Source organism: Bradyrhizobium sp. 18BD, assembly GCF_054185225.1.
The window spans coordinates 18,655-42,888 of the sequence record NZ_JAVAYL010000013.1 but is presented as its reverse complement, the minus strand read 5'-3'; the positions used below and the strand labels follow the sequence as shown (position 1 = coordinate 42,888).

The following is a 24,234-nucleotide window of genomic DNA, read 5'->3' as shown; positions in this document are numbered from 1 at the left end:
GATCATCCTCTAATCGGTTGGACGCCGTAGGTCCGATAGGCGTCGTTCTGCAACTCCTCCTCGCTCCGCTCAGGAAAGAACAGATAGCTCGGCGCGAGCATAGGTGATGCGCGCTCGATACGGACGGAAATCACGTGGCGGATCGGAAACTTGCCGCCGGTCATCCCAAGCAGTGGTGCAACCAGCCCGGTGAAGTCGGGGTGATCCGGCGCGATGATCTCGGCTGCACCCTCCAGCTTTCGTCCTCGCTGAAGGAAGACATCTATCAGACTGACGCAGACCGCCGGATTGGCTCTGATGTTTTGCACGCTACCGGCCGAAGCAATATCGGCGATGACAAGTGAGCCGTCGCCGATCTCTGCAAAAATTTCCTTGGGTGTCACATTGGGCCTGTTCCTGGCGTCAACCGTTGCAAGCCAGCACAAGACTATCTTTTCGGCCTTTGCAAATCTCTTTGTCACGCTCGCCTCTCAAACATGAACCGAATGCCAAAACAGCGCCCCGCTGACGCTATTCGAATGTCGCTCTGACCACCGTTGGACTTTCCGTAAGTCCCTCCCATCGCGTCTCCAGCAGCAGACCTGGCATCGGCCGCACGCGCGACAAGGCTCCGAGCCCCAAGCGATCCCCGGCGCGCAGCCTCACACCTCGAATGTGCAGGTCTCGAATAATCCAAAGCACCGCATCGAGCGGGCCTCCCATCATGGCGTCGGCCGATTGTCTGTCGATATGACGACCGGTGCTTGAATCTGTCGTGGTCACAACGAGCGAATTGAGCGCTCGAATAGCTTTCTCCGAGCCATCGAAAGCGATGGGTGGACCGAGAAGCGCCGCGCGTGCGCCGACATTGTAGAGCATCAAGATCGGCGCGGTGAGCTTTTGCCCGATGTCAGCGAGAGAATCCCCGAGCTCGATGCTTGGTAAAATGTACGCAATGTGCTTCGCTGCGTCCTCGATCGTTTTCGCTTCGTTGATACCCTCATCCCTGACGGCGACCATCAATTTCGCCTCAACAATCGGTCGATTGCCGTAGCTGATCGGGACCGGAGCGTTGTTCTCGAAAATGAACATCCCAGCAAGATAGATGCCGCCTAATGGCTGATTGATGCCCAGATCCCTCTGTGCTGGCGGCGTTATCGCTGCGACCTTGTATCCCAGAGGAGCTCCCAACAGCGGCTGAATGAGGCTCAAGAATTTGTCTCGGGCGCACAGCGCCCTTTCCATGGACAGGCTCTCATCGATCAATGGAAGAGATCTGCGTTCCAGCCAGCGCCTTGCCACGAGCTGTCCCAGATCCTCGCACGAAGCTTGATCAATCCTTGTGTCTTCCGTCCACACGGTGTTGGCCGCGCCGGCCAATGTCGCTGCTGCCATGACTGCCACCTCACCTTGTATCACTGCGACCGGGGAGCGGCTCGGTGTCCGGCTCGTCGGACCCGGACCAAGCCTCCACTTGCAACGTACACACCACCAGAAATTAGAAATATTGCGATCCAATCACCCGTTGCCGGCCATTCGCCGAGGAGCGGCGCGGACACGAGTGCCGTCATGGCAGGGCTTAGGGCTGCGAACGCCGAGCCGTTCGATGCGCCAAGAATGCTGACCGCGCGTCCGTAAAGCCAGTACGATACAATGGGCGTGAGAAGTCCTTGGACGAGGGCTTGCAGAGCGACGTCGCGCCAAGGTGCATTGAGCAGATTGGCCCCGAACATGACGGCGTACACTGGCACGTAAGCGATCAGTGACCCGATAGCGGCGATAGCGGCCGCGTGGAGCCCGTCTAATCTCGCTTTGCGCATCGCGACGGTGTAGCAGGCCCACAACATGGCCGCGCCGATGAACAGGGCGTGGCCGATGTTTTGCGGCGATCCGATCGTGCCACCCGCGCCACCGACGATGAGGAGAGCCCCAGTCACGATCAAGGCAAGCCCGATCTGCCTTGAAACATTGAATGTCTCGCCAAGGACGACAGCGGCCAAGATCGCAACAAGCAAGGGGATGAGTGCAGTAAATAGCGATGCTGCGTGGGCTGCCGGGGCGAACTGCAGGCCTCCGTAGGCGACCAGCACCATCGGCGCCCCGCCGCCCAGCACAATCGCCGCCAGCCCCGGTCCCCCCAGCCGGCCAGCGGGAACACCCACCTTCAGCAGATACGGCAGCAAGATGACTCCAGAGACACCACAACGAATGGCCGTGATGTCCCAGGGGTTGAGGCTCGTTCTGAGCCCGAGCCGCGCGGCCACGATCCAGGATACCCAGATGCACGCGGTCGCGAGGCCGTAGAGTGCGCCACGCAGGTATTCGGAGCTTGATGGCTTCGCCAAGGGATGAATTTCTGTGGTCTGCGGCAGCCGCCAGAATAACCGGCAGATGCAGATCGGTCAATATTCGGACATTTGTCCGATAAACGGACAAGCATCGGATATTGAACTCGTGGACCGTTTGTCCGATAAGCGGACGATGGGAAGTCGATGATGAAGACGATCAAGACAGCCAAGCGCGCGGGCCCAGCCAAACAGCCGCGCTATTTCATCCAAGGCTTACAGCGAGGACTCGAGGTTATCCGTGCCTTTGATCGCGATCATCCGTCGCTGACGATCAGCGAGGCTGCGCGGCAAACAGGCTTGAGCCGGGGCACCGTCCAACGCTTCCTGCTCACTTTGAACGATCTTGGCTATGCCAGCTTCGATGGGAAATCATTCACGCTCCGTCCAAAGGTATTGGACCTCGGGTTCGCGTATCTGTCCTCGCAAAATATGTGGGAAACGCTGGAGCCTTTCATCGAAGAGGTCGTGAACGAGTTGAACGAGTCCTGCACCGTGGGGGTGCTGGATTGGCCGGATGTCATCTATGTCGCGCGTGTCCAGGCCCGTCGGGTCGTCAATGCCACTCTCAGCGTCGGATCACGCATTCCTGCCCACGCTTCCTCTCTGGGACATATCGTCCTGGGAGCTTTAGACCCCGCCGCCCTCGACGAGCAGCTTGGAAAGGCGAAGTTAGCGAAGCGAAGTCCAAACACGATCACTGATCCAGTGCGACTGAAGAAGGCGATAGCGCTTGCGCGTCAACGAGGCTGGGCTTTGGGCGATCAGGAATTCGAAGAGGGAGTACGCTCAATCGCCGTTCCTCTGTTTGATCGGAACGGGAAAATTGCTGCGGCGATGAAAGTGGTAGCGCCGACCAGTCGGGCGTCGATCGAAGATCTCCAGCGCCGCTTCTTGCCGGTATTGCAACGGGCCGCGGACAAGGCCAACAGCGTTCTTCGCGTTCGCATGTGAGCCAGCCGGTAGCTCGCAACACTCGCCGCGTGACGCCCTGCGCGTTAATTAGCGCTTCAGAATCTCAATTTCCAAACGCGCCCAAGAAAATTGGCGGCATAGAACCTACTTGCACAACGAACTCAACAGCTTAAGCGCTGGCTGGGGCGGGAGGGATCGAACCTCCGAATGGCGGAATCAAAATCCGCTGCCTTACCGCTTGGCTACGCCCCAACAGGCGACTGACGGAACGGGGGTGAATAGCTCCCGCAGATTCCCTTCGGTCGCAGCCGGTCTATAGGGAGCGGCGCGGCATTTCAACCGCCTGGAGGGGCAAAATACCACAGGCCTCGGGGGCGACCGCGCCATACTCTATTATAGTATTATAGTCCCGGTCATGACCCTTTCCCGGGCATCCCGCCCATTGAGACCTCAGCCGTTTCATGGGAATACGGCGCCAATGATGTCGACGGGAGTGAGCCATGACCTACCGCGCGCCGATTTCTGACATGCTGCTGTCGCTCAACCATGGCGCCGGCCTGAAGGCTGCCGTGGAAGCCGGCCATTACGGCGATTTCGACGCCGACGTTGCCGCGGCCGTGCTGGAGGAAGCCGGCAAGTTCGCAACCGATGTGCTGGCGCCGCTCAACAAGGTCGGCGACGAGCACGGCATCAAGCTCGACGCCGGCAAGGTCACCACGGCGCCGGGCTGGCCGGATGCCTACAAGCGCTGGACCGAGGGCGGCTGGAACGCAGTGTCGGGCCCCGAAGATTTCGGCGGCCAGGGCCTGCCGATCGCGATCAACGCCGCCTGCACCGAGATCTGGAGCGCCGCCAACGTCGCCTTCGGCCTCTGCCCGCTGCTGACGGCCTCGGCGATCGAGGCACTGGACGCGCATGGCAGCGACGAGCTGAAGACGATCTATCTCGAAAAGCTCGTCTCCGGCGAATGGACCGGCACCATGCAGCTCACCGAGCCGCAGGCCGGCTCCGACGTCGGCGCGCTGCGCACCCGCGCCGAGAAGCAGGCCGACGGCACCTATCGCATCAAGGGGACGAAGATCTTCATCACCTATGGCGAGCACGACATGACCGATAACATCGTGCATTTCGTGCTGGCGCGTCTGCCCGACGCGCCCGCCGGCACGAAGGGGATCTCGCTCTTCCTTGTGCCCAAGTTCATGGTGAACGCCGACGGCTCGCTCGGCGCACGCAACGACATCTTTGCCAGCGGCGTCGAGCACAAGCTCGGCATGCATGCTTCGCCGACCTGCACCATGACCATGGGCGATCATGGCGGCGCCATCGGCTTTTTGATTGGCGAAGAGAACCAGGGCATGCGCTGCATGTTCACGATGATGAACCAGGCCCGCCTCGGCGTCGGCCTCGAAGGCGTCGGCGTTGCCGACCGCGCCTATCAGCAGGCGCTGGCCTATGCCCAGGAGCGCAAGCAGGGCCGCGCCATCGGCAAGAAGGGCGACGGCTCGGATGCGATCTTCGTGCATCCCGACGTCAAGCGCATGCTGATGCGGATGCGGGCGCAGACCGCGGCCGCGCGCACCATCTGCTATGCGACCGCCGTCGCGATCGACGTCTCGACACGCGCCAAGGACCCGAAGGTGCGCGCCGATGCGGCCGCGCGCGCGGCGCTGCTGACGCCGATGGCCAAAGGCTATTCCACCGACATCGGCAACGAGGTGGCCTATCTCGGCGTGCAGGTGCATGGCGGCATGGGCTTCATCGAGGAGACCGGCGCGGCCCAGCACTATCGCGACGCCCGCATCACCGCGATCTACGAGGGCACCAACGGCATCCAGGCGATCGACCTCGTGACGCGCAAGCTGGCGGCCAATGGCGGCGCCTCGGTGTGGGCGCTGCTCGATGAACTTTCCGCGACCGTCAAGCAGGTCGAAGCGTCCAACGATCCCGCCTTCGGCACCACGGGCACGAAACTGCGCGAGGCGCTGGAGGCGCTGACGCGCACCAGCAAATGGCTGCTGGAGCGCGTGACCTCCGCGCCGAACGAGGCGCTCGCCGGCGCGACGCCGTATCTGCAGCAGTTCGGCGCGACACTCGGCGGCTGCATGCTGGCCTCCGAGGCGCTCGCGGCGAAGGCCGACGGCAACACGGATGCATCGCGCTACGTGTCGCTCGCGCGTTTCTTCGCCGAGAACATCAGTGTGCAGGCCGGGGCGCTGGAGCGCACGGTGACCGAGAGTGCGGAGTCGGTCGCCGCGGCAGATGCGGTGTTGCTGGGGTAAGTTGAGGTCTCGTAGCCCGGATGGAGCCAACGGGTCGGCGCGAAGCGCCGCCCGATGACAGGCTCCGCACAATCCGGGGCCGTTGTCGCTTGTGGCACGGATCCCGGATTACGCTTCGCTCCATCCGGGCTACGGGCCTAACCCACTCTACGATCTCGCTCAGGTGACAGATCTCGCGACACCTCTACGCGCTTCCCCGGCCGCCACAGCACGATACCGGCTGCAATGACATCGAGCACGACGCACATCGCGAATGCCATCGTGTAGCTGCCGGTGAAACTGCGCACGAGGCCGACGATGCCCGGGCCGAAGGCGCTGACGACGCCGCTGATCGACGTGCCCAATCCCATCGCGGCGGCGAAGGCCGTAGAGCCGATCTCGCGCTGGATGATCAAGGGCGGGAACGTGATCATGTTGCCGATCGAGAAGCCGTAGACGGCGCAGCACACCAGCAGCACCGTGGGGCTGGTGCTCTGGAGAAGCACGAACAGCGCCGCGGCCTGGCTCGTCATCGACGCCGCGCAGGCCAGCCGCGGATCGAGCCGGTCGACGAACAGGCCGAGCGAGAGGCGCCCGACCACCGCCATAGCCGCCATGATGGTGACGGCAAGGCCCGCAGCATAGCGTCCGATCAGCGGCTCGAGGAACGTCACCTGGTGGATGATGAATCCCATCTGCGCCAGCAGCGCGATCGCGATCGGCAGCACCATGGTCCAGAACGCCGCGTTGGCGAGCAGCGCCCTTCGGGAATGGGCCGGCGCGGCGGTGCCGCCGCCGGACGGACGGTCGCCCGACGCCTGCGACATTTTCGCCGGCCAGCCGATGAAGATGACGACCACGGGCAATACCAGCACTACCATCGCCATCGTGGCCGCCAGCATGGCGGACCGGAAGCCGATGCTGCCTGTCAGCGACAGCAACAGCGGAACGAGGATGATGCCGCCGCAGGTAGCCCCGTTGAAGGCAAGGCTGAGCGCGAGGCCGCGGCGCCGTTCGAACCAGGCGTTCAGCACGGTCGCGATCACCACCGTGCCCATGCCGGTCCAGCCGACCGACATCAGCGCATAGGCGAGATAGAGCTGCCAGGGCGTCTGCATCAGCGCCAGCAGCACCGTCGAAGCGCCGAGTGCCGTCAGGCCGCACAGGATCAGCGGCCGCAGCCCGATACGGGCGAGCAGATCGTCGGTGAAGATGACGAGGACGGCGGTCAGGAGAAACGAGAAGGTGCTGGCCGCGGAGACCAGCGTGCCCGGCCAGCCATGGGCGCGCTGCAGCTCGGCGAGATAGACGCCCTGGCCGTAGAGGCCGAACCCGAACATGAAGAAGGCCATCAGGAAGCAGGCCAGCACGACGCGCCAGCCGCGATAGCGCAGCGAGGATTCGTCAGCGCCCGCTGCGGCAATCATCGATCGAGCAATCGGCCAAATGGAACGGCATGGGGTGATCGTGCCCCACAACCATTGGTTTTTCAAATTAAACATTGTAGCCATTTGTTGCAATGCGCAACTGCATGTGCGAAGCGATACAACCCATGTGATCCTGCGCAGTGCAGTTCCCGGTCGGAAAAGCGGCAGCGCCCTGCGACTGGCTCACGGGGACGTTTTCGAAAAGGTCGAGCGGGCGGATTGGCACGCCTGCGAGATCATGTAGGCTGCCGCTCGCGAGACTCGCCAAAGTCAGGCGTCGCGGCGGCCGCAGGGGGTCTTTATGCCGAATGGCAATATCGTCGTCACCGAAGAGCGTGGAACACGCGTCATCACCCTGCGCCGTCCCGGCAAGAAGAACGCGATCACGCAGGGCATGTACCGGGAGATGAGCCGCGCGATCGACACCGCGCAGAACAACCCCGACATCCGCTGCATGATCATCACCGGCGGGTCCGGCGTGTTCACGGCCGGCGACGACATCGACGATTTTCTCCAGGCCGACACCGCGCGCCCGGAGACGCTGTCGGACGGCGCCAAGTTTCTCTATTCGCTCGCCCTCAACACCAAGCCGATCATCGCAGCCGTCGACGGCGCGTCGATCGGCATGGGCACGGTGATGCTGTTCCATTGCGACTACGTGCTGGCTTCGAACGCGGCGACCTTTTCCGCGCCCTATATCCATCTCGGGCTCGTGCCGGTCGGCGCCGCCAGCCTCCTGATGCCGAACACGATGGGTTACCAGCGCGCTTTTGCGATGCTGATCATGGGGCGGACCTTTACCGCCGCGGAGGCGCACGCGGCCGGCTTCGTCAATACCGTGGTCTCGCCGGGACATACCGAGGTCGAGGCGCGCAAGGTGGCGCGCGAGATCTGCCGGCTGCCGGCCGAAGCGGTCGCGACCTCGCGCAAGCTGCTGCGCACCCCGCCGGAAAATCTGACCCGCCGCATCGACCAGGAGGCCCATCTGTTCAGCGAGCGGTTGAAGTCCGACGACGCGATTGCCGCGTTCAACGCGTTCGCAAACAGGAAGAAGCGGTAGGGGCGTCATTCCGGGGCGCGCTTAGCGCGAACCCGGAATCCATTCATCCATCGACGCTGAGGCACGATGGATTCTCAGATGCGCAATTGCGCATCATAGCTCGCGACTTTGTAGCGCCCCGGAATGACAGCAAGAACTTTCGTGAAATCTTCGCGCGGAACGACTAGTCTGGTTCCATGCGATACCGATCCATCCTTGCCGCTCTCGCGCTCACCTTCGCCCTCCCCGCCTCGGCCCAGACCGCCGCGCCGGTCGAGCTGCGCATCCTCGCCATCAACGACTTCCACGGCAATCTGCGGCCGCCGCCGGGCGGAATTCGCATCAACGATCCCGAGGACAAGACCAGGAAGGTGATGATCGCGGCAGGCGGGGCCGAGTACATGGCGACGCTGGTCAAGCAACTGCGCGAAGGACACAAGAACACGATCTTCGTCGCCGCCGGCGATTTGATCGGCGCGAGTCCGTTCCTGTCGGCGATGTTCCACGACGAACCCTCTGTCGAGTCCCTCTCGATGATGGGGCTTGCGATCACCTCGGTCGGCAATCACGAGTTCGACGAGGGCAAGACCGAGCTGCTCAGGATGCAGAACGGCGGCTGCCATCCGGTCGACGGCTGCCAGGGACCGCATCCCTTCACCGGCGCCAAATTCCATTATCTCGCGGCCTCCACTGTGGAGACCGCGACCGGCAAGAGCGTGCTGCCGCCTTACGAGATCCGTGAGTTCGAAGGCATCCCCGTCGCCTTCATCGGGCTGACCTTGAAGGAAACCGCGGGCATCGTTTCGCCCGCCGGAATTGCCGGGCTCGAATTCCGTGACGAGGCCGAGACGGTGAATGCGCTGGTGCCGCAATTGAAGGCGCGCGGCGTCGAGGCGATCGTGGTGCTGATCCACCAGGGCGGCGAGCCCTCCGGCGACTACAATGAATGCCCTGCCATCACCGGGCCGATCGTCGACATCGTCAAGAAATTCGATCGCGCCGTCGACGTCGTCGTCAGCGGCCACACCCATCGTGCCTACATCTGTCAGATCGACGGGCGGCTGGTCACCAGCGGCGACAAATACGGCACGCTGGTCACGGCGATCGATCTCAAGCTCGATCCTGTGACCCGCGACATCGTCGACGCCAAGGCCGACAACGTCATCGTCGCCAATGCCTCGCTGGCGAAGGACCCCGAGCAGACCGCGCTGATAGATGCCTACGACAAGCTGTCCGCGCCGATCGCCAATCGCCCGGCGGGATCGGTGACACAGACGCTGTCGCGCATTCCGAACGAAGCCGGCGAAAGCCCGCTCGGCGACGTGATCGCGGATGCGCAGCTCTTTGCCACCAAGGACGCCAAGGATGGTAGCGCCGTCATCGCGCTCACCAATCCCGGTGGCATCCGCACCGACATCGTGCCGAAGGAGAACGGCGCGGTGTCCTTTGGCGAATTGTTCGCCAGCCAGCCGTTCCGCAACCGCCTCGTCACGATGACGCTGACCGGCAACCAGCTCAAGGACATGCTGGAGCAGCAATGGCTCGATCCGACGCGGCCGCGGATCCTGCAGGTGTCGAACGGGTTCAGCTATTCTTGGGATGCGTCAAAGCCGTTCGGTGAACGAATCGCGCTTGAGAAGATGGCGCTCAACGGCAGGCCGATCGAGCCCGGAAGCGGCTACCGCGTCACCGTCAACGATTACCTTGCAGTCGGCGGCGACGGCTTTACCGTCGCCAAGCAGGGCACATCGCCGCAATATGGCGGCTACGACGCGGACGCGCTGTTCGCGTTTTTCCGGGCGCACGGGCCGATCGGTCCGTTGCCGCCGACCCGCATCCTGCGCGTGAATTGATCCGGATTAAACGGGCCGTAACGGGACAGGCGTTTGCCATTCCCGGTGGAACGCATAGATTGGGTTTTGCATTGCGTTTTCGCGCCGGATGCGCCAACGACGTCAAGAGCCCGTATTCAGTGAGGCCGACCTGATGAGCACGCTTCTCCTCTCCCACAAGGCCTGCCTCGACCACGTTACGCCGCCGGGACATCCAGAAAGACCGGATCGCCTGCGCGCGGTGGAGGAAGCGCTCTCGCATGAGCGTTTCCAGTACCTCGTTCGTGACCAGGCGCCGGAAGGCGATCTCGATCTCGTGACGCTGTGCCACAACGAGGATTACGTCACCGAGCTGCGCCACATCGCTCCGACCAGCGGACAGGTCTATGTCGACGGCGACACCTCGATGTCTCCCGGCACGTGGGAGGCGGTGATGCGCGGCGTCGGCGGCGCGGTGGCGGCAACCGAAGCGGTGATGAACGGCGAACACCGCAACGCCTTCGTCGCGGTGCGCCCGCCCGGCCATCACGCCGAAATCGGCAAGCCGATGGGCTTCTGCTTCTTCGACAATGTCGCCATCGCCGCGCGCCACGCGCAGCGCAAATACGGCATCAAGCGTGCCGCCATCGTCGATTTCGACGTGCATCACGGCAACGGCACGCAGGACATTTTCTGGTCGGACCCCACCGTGATGTACTGCTCGACGCATCAGATGCCGCTGTTTCCGGGCACCGGCGCGAAAGGCGAGCGCGGCGACCACGACACCATCGTCAACGCGCCGCTCGCCTCCGAGGACGGCGGCCCCGAATTCCGCTCCGCGTTCGAGAACCTCATCCTGCCGCAGCTCGAAAAATTCAGTCCCGAGCTGCTCATCATCTCGGCGGGCTTCGATGCGCATTACCGCGATCCGCTGGCCTCGCTGAATCTGCGCGCCGAGGACTATACCTGGGTCACGCGCAAGCTGATCGATCTCGCCGACAAGTCCGCTGGGGGGCGCGTTGTTTCCGTGCTCGAAGGCGGCTATGACCTGCAAGGACTGAAAGAATCTGTTACGGCGCATGTCGGCGCCCTGATGGGCGCTTGACCCACCTGCCACATTAAGCCCGCAAAACGCTGCTGTTTTGCATCAGAAGCAAATCGGGCAATCGGAAACGGATATGGCCGAAAATACCCAAGTCGACGTCTCCCGGCTCACCTTCGAGCGCGCGATCGAGGAACTCGAAACGATCGTGAAGCGGCTCGAGGACGGCAAGGTGCCGCTCGAGGAATCCGTGACGATCTACGAGCGCGGCGAGGCGCTGAAGCGCCGCTGCGAGGAACTGTTGCGCCAGGCCGAAGCGCGCGTGGACAAGATCACCACTGATGCCAGCGGTCAGGCCACCGGAACCGCGCCGCTCGACGTTCAGTAAGATTGCCGGGCCGAGAGGCCCGTTCCCGGCATCGGCCGCCTGCATTTTTTCATGATTGCACGCCGATGATTCCCGCTTCAGCGGCAACCGAGACGACATAAAGTTGGGGGAACTCGGCGCGGGGCCCCTTCACCCTCCCGAATCCGTCCAAAAAGGGCTTACTCCCGGCCAAAATCGTGCCGGGGAACCGGGCAAAATTGGAACCCTAAACCCGGCGCCACGGTTAACCACTCTGGCCCGCGGGTTGCACTGGTATGCCTGTAATCGACCCAGCGGGTTGGCTTTGGCCCAAGCTTTGGTGTAAAGCTGCGCGGAGTGTGGCTTTTTGTAAGCCTTGCGTGGGCATCGATTACCGACGACAAGCGCTTCAAACTGCTAATGAAATTGGCTGGGACGGACGAAGCCGATCTAAGTGACAGGGATCACAGAGACTGAACCGGAGCGCACTTAAGCTCACCTAAGCTTGAAGACGGGGCCTTGCCCCATGCAGGTGGCTCCGACGGTTTTAGGACTCGCGCTGCGCCGATATTGTGCAAACCCATCGCGCACCGGAACGATCTTCCGGCGCTGACAAATTGGAAATCGCCGTGAACGCATACAGTAAGACGCCGCTTCTCGACACCATCCGGACGCCGGACGACCTGCGCAAGCTCAAGATCGAGCAGGTTCGCCAGGTCGCTGACGAGCTGCGGCAGGAGACCATCGATGCCGTCTCGGTGACCGGTGGTCACTTCGGTGCGGGTCTCGGCGTGGTCGAGCTCACCACCGCGATCCATTACGTCTTCGACACGCCGCGCGACCGGCTGATCTGGGACGTCGGCCATCAGGCCTATCCGCACAAGATCCTCACCGGACGCCGCGACCGCATCCGCACGCTGCGCACCGGCGGCGGCCTGTCCGGCTTCACCAAGCGCAGCGAGAGCGATTACGATCCGTTCGGCGCCGCGCATTCCTCGACCTCGATCTCGGCCGGTCTCGGCATGGCCGTCGCGCGCGACCTCTCCGGCGGCAAGAACAACGTTATCGCAGTGATCGGTGACGGTGCGATGTCGGCGGGCATGGCCTATGAGGCCATGAACAACGCCGGCGCCATGAACTCGCGCCTGATCGTGATTCTCAACGACAACGACATGTCGATCGCGCCGCCGGTCGGCGCCATGAGCGCCTATCTGTCGCGCCTCTACTCGGGCAAGACCTATCGCACGCTGCGCGATGCGGCCAAGCAGATCAACAAGCGCCTGCCCAAGATCATCGCCAACCGCGCCAACCGCGTCGAGGAATACTCCCGCGGCTTCATGATGGACGGCGGCACGCTGTTCGAGGAGCTCGGCTTCTATTACGTCGGCCCGATCGACGGCCATAATCTCGACCACCTCCTGCCCGTGCTGAAGAACGTGCGCGACATGGAGGAAGGCCCGATCCTGGTCCACGTCGTCACGCAAAAGGGCAAGGGCTACGGCCCGGCGGAAGCGTCCGCCGACAAGTACCACGCCGTCGTCAAGTTCGACGTCGCCACCGGCACGCAGGCGAAAGCCAAGCCGAATGCGCCGGCCTACCAGAACGTGTTCGGCGCGAGCCTCGTCAAGGAAGCCCAGAAGGACGACAAGATCGTCGCCATTACCGCGGCGATGCCGTCGGGCACCGGCGTCGACATCTTCAACAAGGCGTTCCCGGACCGCACCTTCGACGTCGGCATCGCCGAGCAGCACGCGGTGACCTTCGCCGCCGGTCTTGCCAGCGAAGGCTACAAGCCGTTCTGCGCGATCTACTCAACCTTCCTGCAGCGCGGCTACGACCAGATCGTGCATGACGTCGCGATCCAGAACCTGCCCGTCCGCTTCGCCATCGACCGCGCCGGCCTCGTCGGCGCCGACGGTGCGACCCATGCCGGCTCGTTCGACAACGCCTATCTCGGCTGTCTGCCCAACATGGTGATCATGGCGGCGGCGGACGAAGCCGAGCTCGTGCACATGGTGGCGACCCAGGTTGCGATCGACGATCGCCCGAGCTCGCTGCGCTATCCGCGCGGCGAAGGCCGCGGCATCGAGATGCCCGACGTCGGCGTTCCGCTCGAGGTCGGCAAGGGCCGCATGATCCGCCAGGGCAACAAGATCGCCCTGCTCTCCTTCGGCACCCGTCTCGCCGAATGCGAGAAGGCGGCCGACGAGCTCGCCGCTCACGGTCTCTCCACCTCGATTGCCGATGCGCGCTTCATGAAGCCGCTCGACACCGAGCTGGTGCTCAAGCTCGCCCGCGACCACGATGTCCTCATCACGGTCGAGGAAGGCTCGGTCGGCGGCTTCGGCTCGCATGTCGCGCAGTTCCTGACCGACCAGGGCGTGCTCGACACCGGCATGGTCAAGTTCCGCTCGATGGTGCTGCCCGACGTGTTCCAGGACCACGACACGCCTGCGGCGATGTACGCCCGCGCCGGCCTCGACGCCAAGGGCATCGTCGCCAAGGTGTTCGAAGCGCTCGGCAAGGACGTGAAGGCCGAGACAGTCAAGCTCGCCTGAGGGGCGAGCTTCGACCATCCGAAGCAGCGCGACTTCCATGAAAATCTATCTGGCAGGTCCCGACGTGTTCCTGCCGGATGCGGTTGAGATCGGCCAGCAGAAGGTCGCGATCTGCGCTGCGCACGGCCTCACCGGCCTCTACCCCCTCGACAACGCCATCGACCTCGCCGCGGCCGACGCGTCGCGGCAGATTTTCTGCGGCAATGAGGCAATGATGGACGGGGCCGATGCCACCATCGCGAATTTGACGCCGTTCCGCGGCGCCGGCGCCGATCCCGGCACCGTCTACGAGCTCGGCTACATGGCCGGGCGCCGCAAATTTTGTCTGGCCTATTGCAACGATCCGGCTAGCTACGCCGATCGCGTCACGCGCTTCACGACTGTCACGTCCCAGGATGGGCGGCTGGTCGACGCGCAGGGGCTGACGGTCGAGGATTTCGGTCTCGTCGACAATCTCATGATGATCCACGCGCTGGAGCTGCACGGTTGCCCGCTGGTGACGCCGGCCGCGATGCCGGCCGACGTCTGGCACGATCTGGCCGCGTTCGAGACTTGCGTCCGGATGGCAGCCGCGCGATTGATCGCTACATAGACGTTTCTATCGTCTTTCGGAGAGATCATGTCCCCTGCCCGCAAGCGCGCGGATGTTCTGCTGGTCGAGCGCGGCCTGTTCGAGAGCCGGGCGCGGGCGCGCGCCGCGATCGAGGCCGGCCTCGTCACCGCCGACGACAAGCAGGTGTCAAAACCCTCGGAGACGATCGCCGAGGACGCCGTGATCCAGGCCGAGCCTGCGCATCCCTATGTGTCCCGCGGCGGCGTCAAGCTCGCCGGCGCGCTGGAGCGCTACCCGATCGAGATCGAGGACCATGTCTGCCTCGATGTCGGTGCCTCCACCGGCGGTTTCACCGAGGTGCTGCTGGCGAACGGCGCGAGCCTGGTGTTCGCGATCGATGTCGGCACCAGCCAGCTGCATCCCTCGCTGCGCGGTCATTCCAAGATCGTGTCGATGGAGGAGACCGACATCCGCAGCTACGAGGGCAAGCGCCTGCCGGCGCGGCCCGATGTCGTCGTCATCGACGTCAGCTTCATCTCGCTGAAAACCGTGCTGCCTGTTGCGCTGTCGCTGGCGGCTGCGCCAATGAGCCTCCTGGCGCTGATCAAGCCGCAATTCGAGGCCGATCGAAAGCATAACAAGAAGGGCATCATTCGCGACGCCGCCGTGCATCAGGAAATCTGCGACGACATCGCGGCCTTCGCTGCCTCGCTCGACTGCACCGACATCGAGGTGTTCCCCTCCTCGATCGCGGGCGGCGACGGCAACATCGAATTCTTCCTGGGCGCGCGCCGTGGTTGAACGCGTCACGATCGATCACGTCGGCCATCGCGGCGACGGCGTCTCGCTGACGGCGGGCGATGCAGTCTATGTGCCCTATACGCTTGGCGGCGAGACCGTCGAGGTCGATCACGTCGCCGGCCATCATCCCGACCGCCGCAAGCTGCTGGCGGTGGACGTCGCGAGCCCCGAGCGCATCGAACCATTCTGTCCGCATTTTGGTGTCTGCGGCGGCTGCGCGATCCAGCACTGGGCGGCCGAGCCATACCATGCCTGGAAGCGCAACATCGTGGTCGAGACGCTGGCGCAGGCCGGCATCGATTGCGAGGTGGCGCCGCTGGTCGATGCCCATGGCGCGGGCCGCCGGCGCGTCACGCTGCATGGACGGTTCGGCACGCATGACGTGCTGAAGGTCGGCTTCTCCGCCGCGAGCTCGCACGACGTCATCCCGATCCATCGCTGCCCGATCCTCGATCCCGCGCTCGAAGGCGCGCTCGATGCCGCCTGGGCGCTGGCCGAGCCGCTGACGTCGAAGATGCCGGTGACGAAGCCGCTCGACATCCAGGTCACTGCGACTGCCAACGGCCTCGACGTCGACGTGCGCGGCTCCGGTCCGCTGCCGACGCCGCTGGTCACGGCGCTATCGCGCGTTGCCGAGCAGCATCGCCTGGCGCGGCTGACGCGGCACGGCGAGCTGGTGCTGCAACGCCTGCCGCCGTCGGTGAAGATGGGCCGTGCCGAGGTGACGCTGCCGCCGGGCTCATTCCTGCAGGCGACGGTGGCGGGCGAAGAGACGCTGGCCGCGCTCGTTGCCGAGCGCGTCGGCAAGGCCAAGGAGGTTCTCGACCTCTTCTGCGGCGTCGGGCCGTTTGCGCTCAGGCTCGCCGAGAAGGCGCGCGTCACGGCTTACGACAACGACGCCGGCGCGATCGCCGCACTCGCGAAAGCCGCGCGCACGCCCGGCCTGAAGCCGATCAAGGCCGAGCCGCGCGACCTGTTCCGCCGCCCGCTGGTACCGCCGGAGCTGCGCGACTTCGACGCCGTCGTGTTCGATCCCCCGCGCCAGGGCGCGCAGGCTCAGGCGCTGAAACTCGCCGCAAGCAAGGTGCCGGTGGTCGTAGCCGTGTCCTGCAACGCCGCGACGTTTGCCCGCGACGCGCGGCTGCTGATCGACGGCGGCTACAGAATCGAGAGCGTCGTTCCGGTCGACCAGTTCCGCCACACCGCGCATGTTGAGCTGGTCGCGCGGTTCGCGCGCTAGGCCGCGAATTCCGGATTGATCCGCACCCTCCAGCTTTGATTCCGGTCAATCGCGCCGGCGTCTGCTGACGCTAAAAGCGTCCTTGCGCAACAGGATGTGGAGCGGATTTTTGTGGTTGACCGGCGACAGTTCATCGCGACCGCGCTCGGGCTTTCTGCGGCCGCGATCAGCAGCCTCCCTGCTAAAGCGGCGACGATGACCTACGATGAAGCCGTGAAAGCGTCGCGAGCCCCGCTGCAGGCTGCGCCGAGGGATCGCGAGCTGGTGCGCTTTGCGACGCTAGCAGCCAACAGCCACAACACCCAGCCGTGGATCTTCTCCGCCCACGCCAACGAGATTTCGATTGCGCCCGACTTCGCTCGCCGTTGTCCGGCCGTCGATCCGGACGATCATCACCTCTTCGTCAGCCTCGGCTGCGCCGCCGAAAATCTCATTCTCTCGGCGTCCACGCTCGGCTGGCGCGCGAGCCCGGTCGTCGACGGCGACCGGATCGTGCTCGCACTCGAGGAGGCGCCGCCGGTTGCATCGGCGCTGGCCGGCGCGATTCCCCTCAGGCAATGCACCCGCGCAGTCTTCGACGGCAAGCAGGCTAGGCCCGAGATCCTGCGCCAGCTCGAGAACGCCTGCCGCGAGCCGAACGTCGCTGCGATCCTGATGACCGAGCGCGCCGCGATCAAGACGGTCACCGACTATGTGATCGAGGGCAATTCAGCGCAGATGCGTGACAAGGCTTTCATGCGCGAGCTCGTGAGCTGGATGCGCTTCAACGAGACCGATGCGCTTGCGACGACGGACGGGTTGTTTTCGCGTGTCTCGGGAAATCCGTCCCTGCCTGCATGGATCGCGCGACCGCTCCTGAGCCTCTTCTTCACCGAGGATGGAGAGAACAGCAAATACCGGGAGCAGCTCGACAGCTCTGCGGGTGTCGTCGTGCTGGCAGCCGATCGCAGCGACAAGGCGCACTGGATCGCGGTCGGCCGCGCCTGCCAGCGTTTCGGCTTGCAGGCGACCGCGCTGGGGCTCAAATATTCGTTCGTCAACCAGCCGGTCGAGGTGGCAGCACTTAGGCCGCAATTCGCCACCTCGCTCGGACTGGGCGAACGGCGCCCCGATATCGTGATGCGCTTCGGAACCGGTCCGGACATGCCGAAATCTCTGCGGCGTCCACCGGAGCAGGTGATGCAGCGTTAGCGCCGCAGCCCGCTCAATGCCGGCGATTCGCCGGGCAGCATGTTCGACCTGATGTCGCTGTCCATGCGGCTCGAGTCCTGCTGGGTGAACCCGGCCCCGAACGACAGGCTGAGGTTCGAGGTCGGCTTGAACTCGACGCCTGCGAACGCGCCATAGCCGGGCGTAACACCCGAGGTCAGCGGCGCAAGCGAGCTGCCGATGCCGTCGCCATATTTCATCGCGTTGAAACCGGCAAAGAACGTGACGGGCATGCCGCCTGCGGTCTTGGTGTTGTAGCCGAACTGCGTGCTGTCATAAGACAGCGCGCTGAAATTGCCGACCGTCGCGGGCTGGCTGAACCCGCCGAGACCGAAGCTGCCGTGCTGGCTTCCGACAACGAAGCCGGGACGAAAATCATAACCGGCCTTGGCATCGCCGGCATTGAAGCTCGGAAAATTGCCGTAGCTGTCGGTGCTGCCGCCAAAGCCGAAAGCCCCGCCTGGGATCCAATACTGCACGGGCGCGACCTGCGCATGAGCCGGCGCTCCGCCGAAGCAGAGCACGGTGAGGAGAGTGGCAAGACCGCAGGAACGAGCGAAGTTGGGCATTCAGGTGACCGTCAAAAAACCTCGCTGATTATATGCCCAGGATCGTGCAAATGCCAGCCACGCAATGCCCGTGATCACGCCACCCAGTTCCGGCCATCACCTTTTCCTGACGCCTTGAACCTCACCTGTGGCGGGCGGACCTAATTACAAGGCTGCGCGCGCCGTGCTGCGCGTGCGCAGACCTTTGAAAATGCCCCACATGCATGGAGGCTATCATGGACGTCGATACCGACAGGTTGAATGCCTTTATGGGCAAGATGATCACCGAGGTCGGGGCGGCGATGAACGCATCGCTGGTCCTGCTGGGCGACAAGCTCGGCCTTTACCGCGCCCTCGCCGCCAAGGGGCCGATGAAGTCCGCCGAGCTGGCGAGCGCCACCGGAACGACGGAGCGTTATGTCCGCGAATGGCTCTCGAGCCAGGCGGCGTCCGGCTACGTCGAATATGACTCGGCATCCGGAAAATTCTCGATGCTGCCGGAGCAAGCGATGGCGCTTGCAGACCCGGACAGCCCGGTGTTCCTCGGTGCCGTCGGCAACGTCATTGCCGCGGCGTTTCTCGACGAGCCGAAGATCACGGACGCCTTCAAGTCCGGCAAGGGTGTCGGCTGGAACCGGCGCAGCGAGTGCCTGTTCTGCGGCACCGCCCGCTTCTTCCGCACCGGCTACATGCATCACCTGGTGCAGGAGTGGCTGCCTGCGCTCGATGGCGTCGTGGACAAGCTCAAGCGCGGTGCCAAGGTCGCCGATGTCGGCTGCGGTCACGGCGTCTCGACGCGGCTGATGGCGGAAGCCTTCCCCAATTCGCGCTTCTACGGCTTCGACTATCACGAGGGCTCGATCGAGGCGGCACGAAAGGCCGCCGCGGAGGCGAAGCTCGGCGACCGCGTCAGCTTCGCGGTCCATTCGGCCAAGACCTACCCGGCCGAAGGCTACGATCTCGTCTGCTTCTTCGATTGCCTGCACGACATGGGCGATCCCGTCGGCGCCATCCGCCATGTGCGCGAGAGCATGGCGAAGGACGGCACCTGCATGCTGGTCGAGCCATTTGCCGGCGACCGTCTCGAAGACAATCTCAATCCGGTCGGCCGCGTCTATTACGCGGCGTCGACCATGATCTGCACGCCGGCCTCGCTCGACCAGGAGGTCGGCCTCGCACTCGGCGCGCAGGCCGGCGAGGCAAGGCTACGTAAGGTCGCGAACGAGGGCGGCCTGACGCGCTTCCGCCGCGCCGCCGAAACGCCGTTCAACCTGATCCTCGAGGCGCGGATCTGAGCCTGAAGCGGACGCGCGCGGCCGACGAAATCAGGCCGCGGCGTCCGTCCCCATGCCGAAGGTGAGCTGATTGCCGTCGGCATCGACGACGTCGAAATCGCGCGTACCGTAGTCGCGGTCCTCCGGCCGGTTGAGCAGCGTGGCGCAGCGCGCCGACAGCTCGGCATAGAGCTGGTCAACGTCGCGAACGAAGATGCAGAGGCCGCCCTGCCCGGCCGACCGCTTCGTTACGGCCGCCGCGAGCAGATGCAGGCCGACCTCGTCCCGGCAGAGGCAGGCATAGGACGGAGGCTGGCCGTATTCGAAGGTGACCTCGAAGCCGAGCACGTCACGGTAATAAGCAAGGCTGGCGCCGATGTCGGCGACGACGAAGACGGACGCAGAGCCCACCATCATCGCCCGTTCGTCGGTCATTGATCCCTCTCCGTCGCAAGCAATCTCCGCCACGCAGTCTAGCATGCATTCCTGAGGCCTTGCACGCTGCGCCTCGCAACGTAAGCTGCACGGCGAACAAGGCGGCGCGAGTCCGCCGACATGGGAGGATGACGATGAAATATCTTGGCCTGGCGCTGGCCGCGCTGTTCGCTGTGACGCTGTCGGGAGCGGGCCGCGCTGCGGAGCCGACCCGCTTCGTTCCGCTGAAGCCGGACGAGCTCACGCCGCCGCAGAAGGAATGGGCGGATGCGATCGCGGTGCCGCCGCGCAATGCCAAGTTCACCAACCCGCCCTACCGCGCCTATATCCGCAATCCCGAGTTGGCGCCAAAGCTCTCGGCGATGTCCGACTATCTGCGCTGGAATTCGTCGCTGCCGGCGCGCCTCAGCGAATTCGCCATCCTGATCACCGCGCGGCAATGGACCGCACAATACGAATGGTTCGCACATTATCCGCTCGCGATGAAGGCCGGCCTCGACCCGCAGGTCGCCAAGGATATCGCGAACGGCGTGCGGCCGCAGGCGATGAAGGATGACGAGGCCGCGCTCTATGACCTTGCGATGGCGCTCTATCGCGACAAGAAAGTGTCCGACGACATCTACCGCGCAGCGCAGCAGAAATTCGGCGAGCGCGGCATCATGGATATCATCGGCCTGATCGGCTATTACGATCTGGTCTCGATGACGCTGATCACGATGCAGGCCGAAGCGCCGAACGACAGCGTGCCGCCGCTGCCACCGTTGGCCGCGAAGTAGCTGTCGTCGAGCGCACCTCCACCCCGTCACCCTGAGGTGGCCGCTTCTTCAGCGGCCCTCGAAGGGCGATGGCCCCGCTGGTGGCCAAGCGGAAACATCGGGGCCGTGCATCCTTCGAGGCTGCCGGCGCGATGCTTCGCATCGCGCCACTCGCACCTCAGGATGACGGACTGGATAGCATCGTCATTGCGAGGAGCACTTGCGACGAAGCAATCCAGACTGCCTCCGCGGAAAGACTCTGGATTGCTTCGCTGCGCTCGCAATGACGATCAGATCGTGCAGCAGCTGAAACTTCTGACCACCTAAGGCATGGAGACCCCCATGACATCAGACAATCCCGTCACTTACGAGTGCGCAGGCGGCATCGCCCGCATCACGCTGCGCCGTCCGCCTGTCAACGCGCTGAGCCTCGAGGTCATCCGTGCCGTGGTCGCAGCGCTCCGCCGCGCGGCCGAGGATGACGATGCGCGCGTGGTCGTGCTGGCGAGCGCCATTGCAAAGCGGTTTTCGGCGGGGCTCGACCTCGACATCCTGCTCGGCAAGTCCGGCGCGCAGATCCGCGAATTCCTCCAGGCGCTCTATATCAATCTCTACGATGCCCAGTATGGGCTCGGCAAACCGTCGATTGCCGCGGTCGGTGGCGCGGCGCGGGGCGGCGGCATGACCATGGCGGTGTCCTGCGACGTCGTGCTGGCCTCCGAGAGCGCGACGTTCGGCTATCCCGAGATCGACGTCGGCGTCATTCCCGCGATCCACTACGCCCATCTGCCGCGCATCGTCGGACGCCACCGCGCCTTCGAGCTGTTGTTCACCGGCCGGGTCTTCAGCGCGACTGAGGCCCGCGAGCTCGGCGTGGTGAACCGCGTCGTCGCAGACGCCCAGCTCGAGGCCGAGACCCTGAAGCTCGCGGCGCAATTTTCCGGCAAATCGGCCGCGGTGCTCCGGATGGGCCGGGCCGCCTTCATGCGCCAGATCGATCTCGACTACCGGCGCAGCATTGCCAGCGCCGTCGACGATTTCTGCAACGTCGCGACCTCGGATGAAGCGCAGGAAGGTTTGAGGGCGTTCGTGGAGAAGCGGGCGCCGAACTGGTGAGGATCGGCCTAGCCCGCGTCGCTCGAAAACGCTCTAGCGCCCCCAGCGATCCGACCAGATCTTCTCGCCGATCATGCAATTGATCCGCGGCTCCTTGTCGGCAACGCGCATCACGGGGCGGTCCGGCGTGCGACCCGCAACCTCCATCAGGAGTTTGGTGCGGATCGCTTCCTTGAACTTCTCGCGGTCCTTGATCGAGATCACGAAGGAGCCGGGGCCGCCAATGACGCAGTCCTCGTAGTAGTAGTCGAGATTGTCGATATCCATGGTCGAGTAGGACGGCTCCTTGACCATGATCGGCAGGCCATTGATGACGATGCCCTTCTCGAGCGCGGCGTCGCGCGCCACCGTGACCGGGCCGCCATTGTTGTTCGGACCGTCGCCGGAGATGTCGATGACGCGGCGCAAGCCGCGATAGGGATCCTCGTCGAACAGCGGCATCGCGAAGGTGATCGCGCCGGAGATCGAGGTGCGCGAGGCGCGCCGGATCGGCGTCTTCATGATTTCGGCGGCGACCGCATCCGCAGTCTCGGGGCCGTCGACGAGACGCCAGGGGATGATGACTTTCTGGTCGGTGGAGGCGGCCCATTCGAAATAGGTCACCGCGATCCGGCCGTTCGGACCGAGCTTCAGCGCCTGCAAGAATTCCTTCGACTGGATCGCCTGCGCGTAGCCTTCGCGTTGGATCGCGAGCTCGTCCATGTCCATGGAGTAGGAGACGTCGACCGCGAGGATCAGCTCGACGTCGACCGACTGAGCGTCTTTGTCGGCAGCGAGCCGCTGCGGCTGATTTTTGGTCGGCTCAAACTTCGGCCCTGGTGCCGCGATGCCCGCGACGTCCCCCCCGGCGAGAACGCCGGCCACCAGCACAGCCCCGATCGAGAACAGCAAGCGCATCGCAGTCTCCCGTCGTATGACGTGATGGTGACATGCAATCGGCTTGCCGCAAAGCGCGAAGATCGCTCGCGCTTCACATTCAGGTTAGGAATTTGCGCACTTTGCACAAAGCTGCCGCCGCATTGCCGCGCTTGCGCCGCTGGAACAGGCGCGATGGCTCGCACCGTCATCGATGCGGCGCCTCACTCCGGAATGACAGGAGCCGTGTGGAGACATTCCCCGGCCCACTTGTCGGGCACGATTTCCATGCTAGGCTGATCCTACAGATGGGGATGGAGTCCCCCGATAACCGCCCGGCGGCCTGTGAACCGTAGTGGGCTGATGGCTCCTGCTTGAGGTGGGGCAATCTTTGAGCCTCTGCCTTTGGCGGGAGCATGGACAAACCCGCCGATGGCGGGTTTTTTGTTGCCTGCAAGAAGCCAAGGGGAAGGCCGAGCGGGCCGGAAGAAGGAGAAGGCGTGACTGCGACGACACCGAAGAAGGCTGCGCATGCGGGGCTGCCCAGGGGGATCTGGGTGCTCGGCTTCGTCTCGCTGCTGATGGACGTCTCTTCGGAGATGATCCACGCGCTGCTGCCGGTCTATCTGGTCACCGTGCTCGGCGCCTCCACGCTCACGGTCGGCTTCATCGAGGGGATCGCTGAGGCGACGGCCTCGATCACGAAGATCTTCTCCGGCGCGCTGTCGGATTGGCTTGGCCGCCGCAAGCTGCTCGCGGCCCTCGGCTACGGGCTGGCCGCGCTGACAAAGCCGCTGTTCCCACTCGCTCCCAGCGTCGGCTGGCTGGTGGCCGCGCGCTTCATCGACCGCGTCGGAAAGGGCATCCGCGGTGCACCGCGCGATGCGCTGATCGCCGATATCGCACCCCCAGGCCTGCGCGGCGCGAGCTTCGGCCTGCGCCAATCGCTCGACACCGTCGGCGCCTTCGTCGGGCCGCTCGCGGCGATCGGCCTGATGTGGTGGACCACGGATAATTTCGCCCTCGTGTTCTGGGTGGCTGTGCTGCCGGCCTTCCTGTCGTTCGGACTGATCGCGTTCGCGGTGAACGAGCCGGAGCCGGACCCGAGCCGGGAGCGCGCGAAAAACCCGCTCAATCTCGCCGCGATGCGGCAACTCGGACCCGTGTACTGGCGCGTCGTAGCTGTTGGCGTCGTGTTCACGCTGGCGCGCTTCAGCGAAGCCTTCCTGATCCTGCGCGCGCAAAACATCGGCCTCAATGCGATGTGGGTGCCGGCCGTGCTGGTGCTCATGAACATCGCCTACGCGCTCTCCGCCTACCCGGCCGGCGTGCTGTCGGACCGGATCAACCGCACCGGCCTGCTCGCGCTCGGCCTCGTCTTGCTCGCCGGCGCCGATCTCGCACTCGCACTGCTGCCGAGCCTTGGCGGCCTCGCGCTCGGCGTCGTGCTGTGGGGGCTGCATATGGGACTAACGCAAGGCCTGCTCTCGGCGCTGGTCGCCGACGCCGCGCCGCCGAGCCTGCGCGGCACCGCCTTCGGCTATTTCAACCTGTTCACGGGCCTTGCTCTGCTGGCCGCGAGTGTGATCGCCGGCGCGCTGTGGGACGCCTATGGCCCGACCGGCACGTTCCTCGCCGGGCTCGGCTTCGCGCTGGTCTCGCTGGTGGGACTGCTCGCGATCGGCAACGGGCTGGCTGCGGAGGACAAATGAAAGTGGGGGATAATTC

At 64.4% G+C, this 24,234-nt stretch carries 22 protein-coding genes, 1 tRNA gene and 1 riboswitch; of the genes, 15 read left to right on the top strand and 8 right to left on the bottom strand.

Annotated features, from left to right (window positions below; translation table 11 throughout):
* Window positions 1-2: 2 nt before the first annotated feature.
* From RAD16_RS23170 to RAD16_RS23160, 3 genes are read right to left on the bottom strand one after another with little or no spacing between them, the layout of a single operon-like run.
* The gene (locus tag RAD16_RS23170) at window positions 3-461 is read right to left on the bottom strand and encodes a pyridoxamine 5'-phosphate oxidase family protein (RefSeq protein WP_458160165.1); all 459 of its coding nucleotides are present in this window, start codon (window positions 459-461) and stop codon (window positions 3-5) included.
* Window positions 462-510: 49 nt separating this feature from the next.
* Window positions 511-1,374: a hypothetical protein gene (locus RAD16_RS23165; RefSeq protein WP_458160164.1), complete on the bottom strand. Its 864-nt coding sequence runs from the start codon at window positions 1,372-1,374 to the stop codon at window positions 511-513.
* 20 nt (window positions 1,375-1,394) lie between these two features.
* Window positions 1,395-2,324 (bottom strand): DMT family transporter, encoded by a 930-nt coding sequence (locus RAD16_RS23160; RefSeq protein WP_458160163.1) that lies wholly within the window; start codon window positions 2,322-2,324, stop codon window positions 1,395-1,397.
* A gap of 147 nt (window positions 2,325-2,471) precedes the next feature.
* On the opposite strand from RAD16_RS23160, the gene RAD16_RS23155 reads away from it, so the two are divergent.
* Entirely contained in the window at window positions 2,472-3,278 is an 807-nt protein-coding gene (locus RAD16_RS23155) for an IclR family transcriptional regulator domain-containing protein (RefSeq protein ID WP_458160162.1), read from the top strand.
* 138 nt (window positions 3,279-3,416) lie between these two features.
* Here the strand turns inward: RAD16_RS23155 and RAD16_RS23150 are convergent.
* A tRNA-Gln gene (locus RAD16_RS23150) sits at window positions 3,417-3,491 on the bottom strand.
* Between the two features lie 248 nt (window positions 3,492-3,739).
* On the opposite strand from RAD16_RS23150, the gene RAD16_RS23145 reads away from it, so the two are divergent.
* Window positions 3,740-5,518 (top strand): acyl-CoA dehydrogenase, encoded by a 1,779-nt coding sequence (locus RAD16_RS23145; protein WP_458160161.1) that lies wholly within the window; start codon window positions 3,740-3,742, stop codon window positions 5,516-5,518.
* 137 nt (window positions 5,519-5,655) lie between these two features.
* On the opposite strand, the gene RAD16_RS23140 is transcribed toward RAD16_RS23145, so the two are convergent.
* A complete protein-coding gene (locus tag RAD16_RS23140; protein ID WP_458160160.1) occupies window positions 5,656-6,924 on the bottom strand; it encodes an MFS transporter in 1,269 nt (422 codons plus the stop codon).
* A 301-nt stretch (window positions 6,925-7,225) separates the two neighbouring features.
* On the opposite strand from RAD16_RS23140, the gene RAD16_RS23135 reads away from it, so the two are divergent.
* From RAD16_RS23135 to RAD16_RS23095, 9 genes are all read left to right on the top strand, one after another.
* On the top strand, window positions 7,226-7,984 hold the full coding sequence (locus RAD16_RS23135) for an enoyl-CoA hydratase-related protein (protein ID WP_458160159.1): 759 nt from the start codon (window positions 7,226-7,228) through the stop codon (window positions 7,982-7,984).
* A 176-nt stretch (window positions 7,985-8,160) separates the two neighbouring features.
* The gene (locus RAD16_RS23130; RefSeq protein WP_458160158.1) at window positions 8,161-9,816 is read left to right on the top strand and encodes a bifunctional metallophosphatase/5'-nucleotidase; all 1,656 of its coding nucleotides are present in this window, start codon (window positions 8,161-8,163) and stop codon (window positions 9,814-9,816) included.
* A 133-nt stretch (window positions 9,817-9,949) separates the two neighbouring features.
* Window positions 9,950-10,879 carry a histone deacetylase family protein gene (locus RAD16_RS23125; protein ID WP_458160157.1) on the top strand — a complete coding sequence of 310 codons (930 nt, stop codon included), beginning with the start codon at window positions 9,950-9,952 and terminating at the stop codon, window positions 10,877-10,879.
* A gap of 73 nt (window positions 10,880-10,952) precedes the next feature.
* Window positions 10,953-11,204 (top strand): exodeoxyribonuclease VII small subunit, encoded by a 252-nt coding sequence (locus tag RAD16_RS23120; RefSeq protein ID WP_008132970.1) that lies wholly within the window; start codon window positions 10,953-10,955, stop codon window positions 11,202-11,204.
* 587 nt (window positions 11,205-11,791) lie between these two features.
* Entirely contained in the window at window positions 11,792-13,720 is a 1,929-nt protein-coding gene (gene dxs / locus RAD16_RS23115; RefSeq protein ID WP_458160156.1) for a 1-deoxy-D-xylulose-5-phosphate synthase, read from the top strand.
* 37 nt (window positions 13,721-13,757) lie between these two features.
* The gene (locus tag RAD16_RS23110; protein WP_458160155.1) at window positions 13,758-14,312 is read left to right on the top strand and encodes a nucleoside 2-deoxyribosyltransferase; all 555 of its coding nucleotides are present in this window, start codon (window positions 13,758-13,760) and stop codon (window positions 14,310-14,312) included.
* Between the two features lie 27 nt (window positions 14,313-14,339).
* Entirely contained in the window at window positions 14,340-15,074 is a 735-nt protein-coding gene (locus tag RAD16_RS23105) for a TlyA family RNA methyltransferase (protein WP_458160154.1), read from the top strand.
* Window positions 15,067-16,314: a class I SAM-dependent RNA methyltransferase gene (locus tag RAD16_RS23100; RefSeq protein WP_458160153.1), complete on the top strand. Its 1,248-nt coding sequence runs from the start codon at window positions 15,067-15,069 to the stop codon at window positions 16,312-16,314. The genes RAD16_RS23105 and RAD16_RS23100 overlap by 8 nt, the downstream gene beginning before the upstream one ends.
* A 111-nt stretch (window positions 16,315-16,425) precedes the next feature.
* The gene (locus RAD16_RS23095) at window positions 16,426-17,505 is read left to right on the top strand and encodes an Acg family FMN-binding oxidoreductase (protein WP_458160152.1); all 1,080 of its coding nucleotides are present in this window, start codon (window positions 16,426-16,428) and stop codon (window positions 17,503-17,505) included.
* On the opposite strand, the gene RAD16_RS23090 is transcribed toward RAD16_RS23095, so the two are convergent.
* Complete coding sequence (locus RAD16_RS23090) at window positions 17,502-18,092, bottom strand: hypothetical protein (protein WP_458160151.1); 591 nt, start codon at window positions 18,090-18,092, stop codon at window positions 17,502-17,504. The two genes, RAD16_RS23095 and RAD16_RS23090, sit on opposite strands and share 4 nt — an antisense overlap.
* Window positions 18,093-18,307: 215 nt before the next feature.
* On the opposite strand from RAD16_RS23090, the gene RAD16_RS23085 reads away from it, so the two are divergent.
* A complete protein-coding gene (locus RAD16_RS23085; protein WP_458160150.1) occupies window positions 18,308-19,366 on the top strand; it encodes a class I SAM-dependent methyltransferase in 1,059 nt (352 codons plus the stop codon).
* A 30-nt stretch (window positions 19,367-19,396) separates the two neighbouring features.
* Here RAD16_RS23085 and RAD16_RS23080 read toward each other — a convergent pair whose 3' ends face one another.
* Window positions 19,397-19,780, bottom strand: a complete 384-nt coding sequence (locus RAD16_RS23080; protein WP_458160149.1) for a bleomycin resistance protein — start codon at window positions 19,778-19,780, stop codon at window positions 19,397-19,399.
* Between the two features lie 134 nt (window positions 19,781-19,914).
* Here RAD16_RS23080 and RAD16_RS23075 point away from each other — a divergent pair, with 134 nt between their 5' ends.
* Window positions 19,915-20,556, top strand: coding sequence for a carboxymuconolactone decarboxylase family protein (locus RAD16_RS23075; protein WP_458160148.1), 642 nt, complete (start codon window positions 19,915-19,917; stop codon window positions 20,554-20,556).
* Between the two features lie 321 nt (window positions 20,557-20,877).
* Window positions 20,878-21,651 carry an enoyl-CoA hydratase/isomerase family protein gene (locus tag RAD16_RS23070; RefSeq protein ID WP_458160147.1) on the top strand — a complete coding sequence of 258 codons (774 nt, stop codon included), beginning with the start codon at window positions 20,878-20,880 and terminating at the stop codon, window positions 21,649-21,651.
* Window positions 21,652-21,684: 33 nt separating this feature from the next.
* Here the strand turns inward: RAD16_RS23070 and RAD16_RS23065 are convergent, their stop codons facing one another.
* Complete coding sequence (locus tag RAD16_RS23065) at window positions 21,685-22,548, bottom strand: DUF1194 domain-containing protein (RefSeq protein WP_458160146.1); 864 nt, start codon at window positions 22,546-22,548, stop codon at window positions 21,685-21,687.
* Window positions 22,549-22,807: 259 nt separating this feature from the next.
* A riboswitch (Fluoride riboswitch) is annotated at window positions 22,808-22,886 on the top strand.
* Between the two features lie 120 nt (window positions 22,887-23,006).
* On the opposite strand from RAD16_RS23065, the gene RAD16_RS23060 reads away from it, so the two are divergent.
* Window positions 23,007-24,218 carry an MFS transporter gene (locus RAD16_RS23060; protein WP_458160145.1) on the top strand — a complete coding sequence of 404 codons (1,212 nt, stop codon included), beginning with the start codon at window positions 23,007-23,009 and terminating at the stop codon, window positions 24,216-24,218.
* Window positions 24,219-24,234 lie beyond the last annotated feature (16 nt).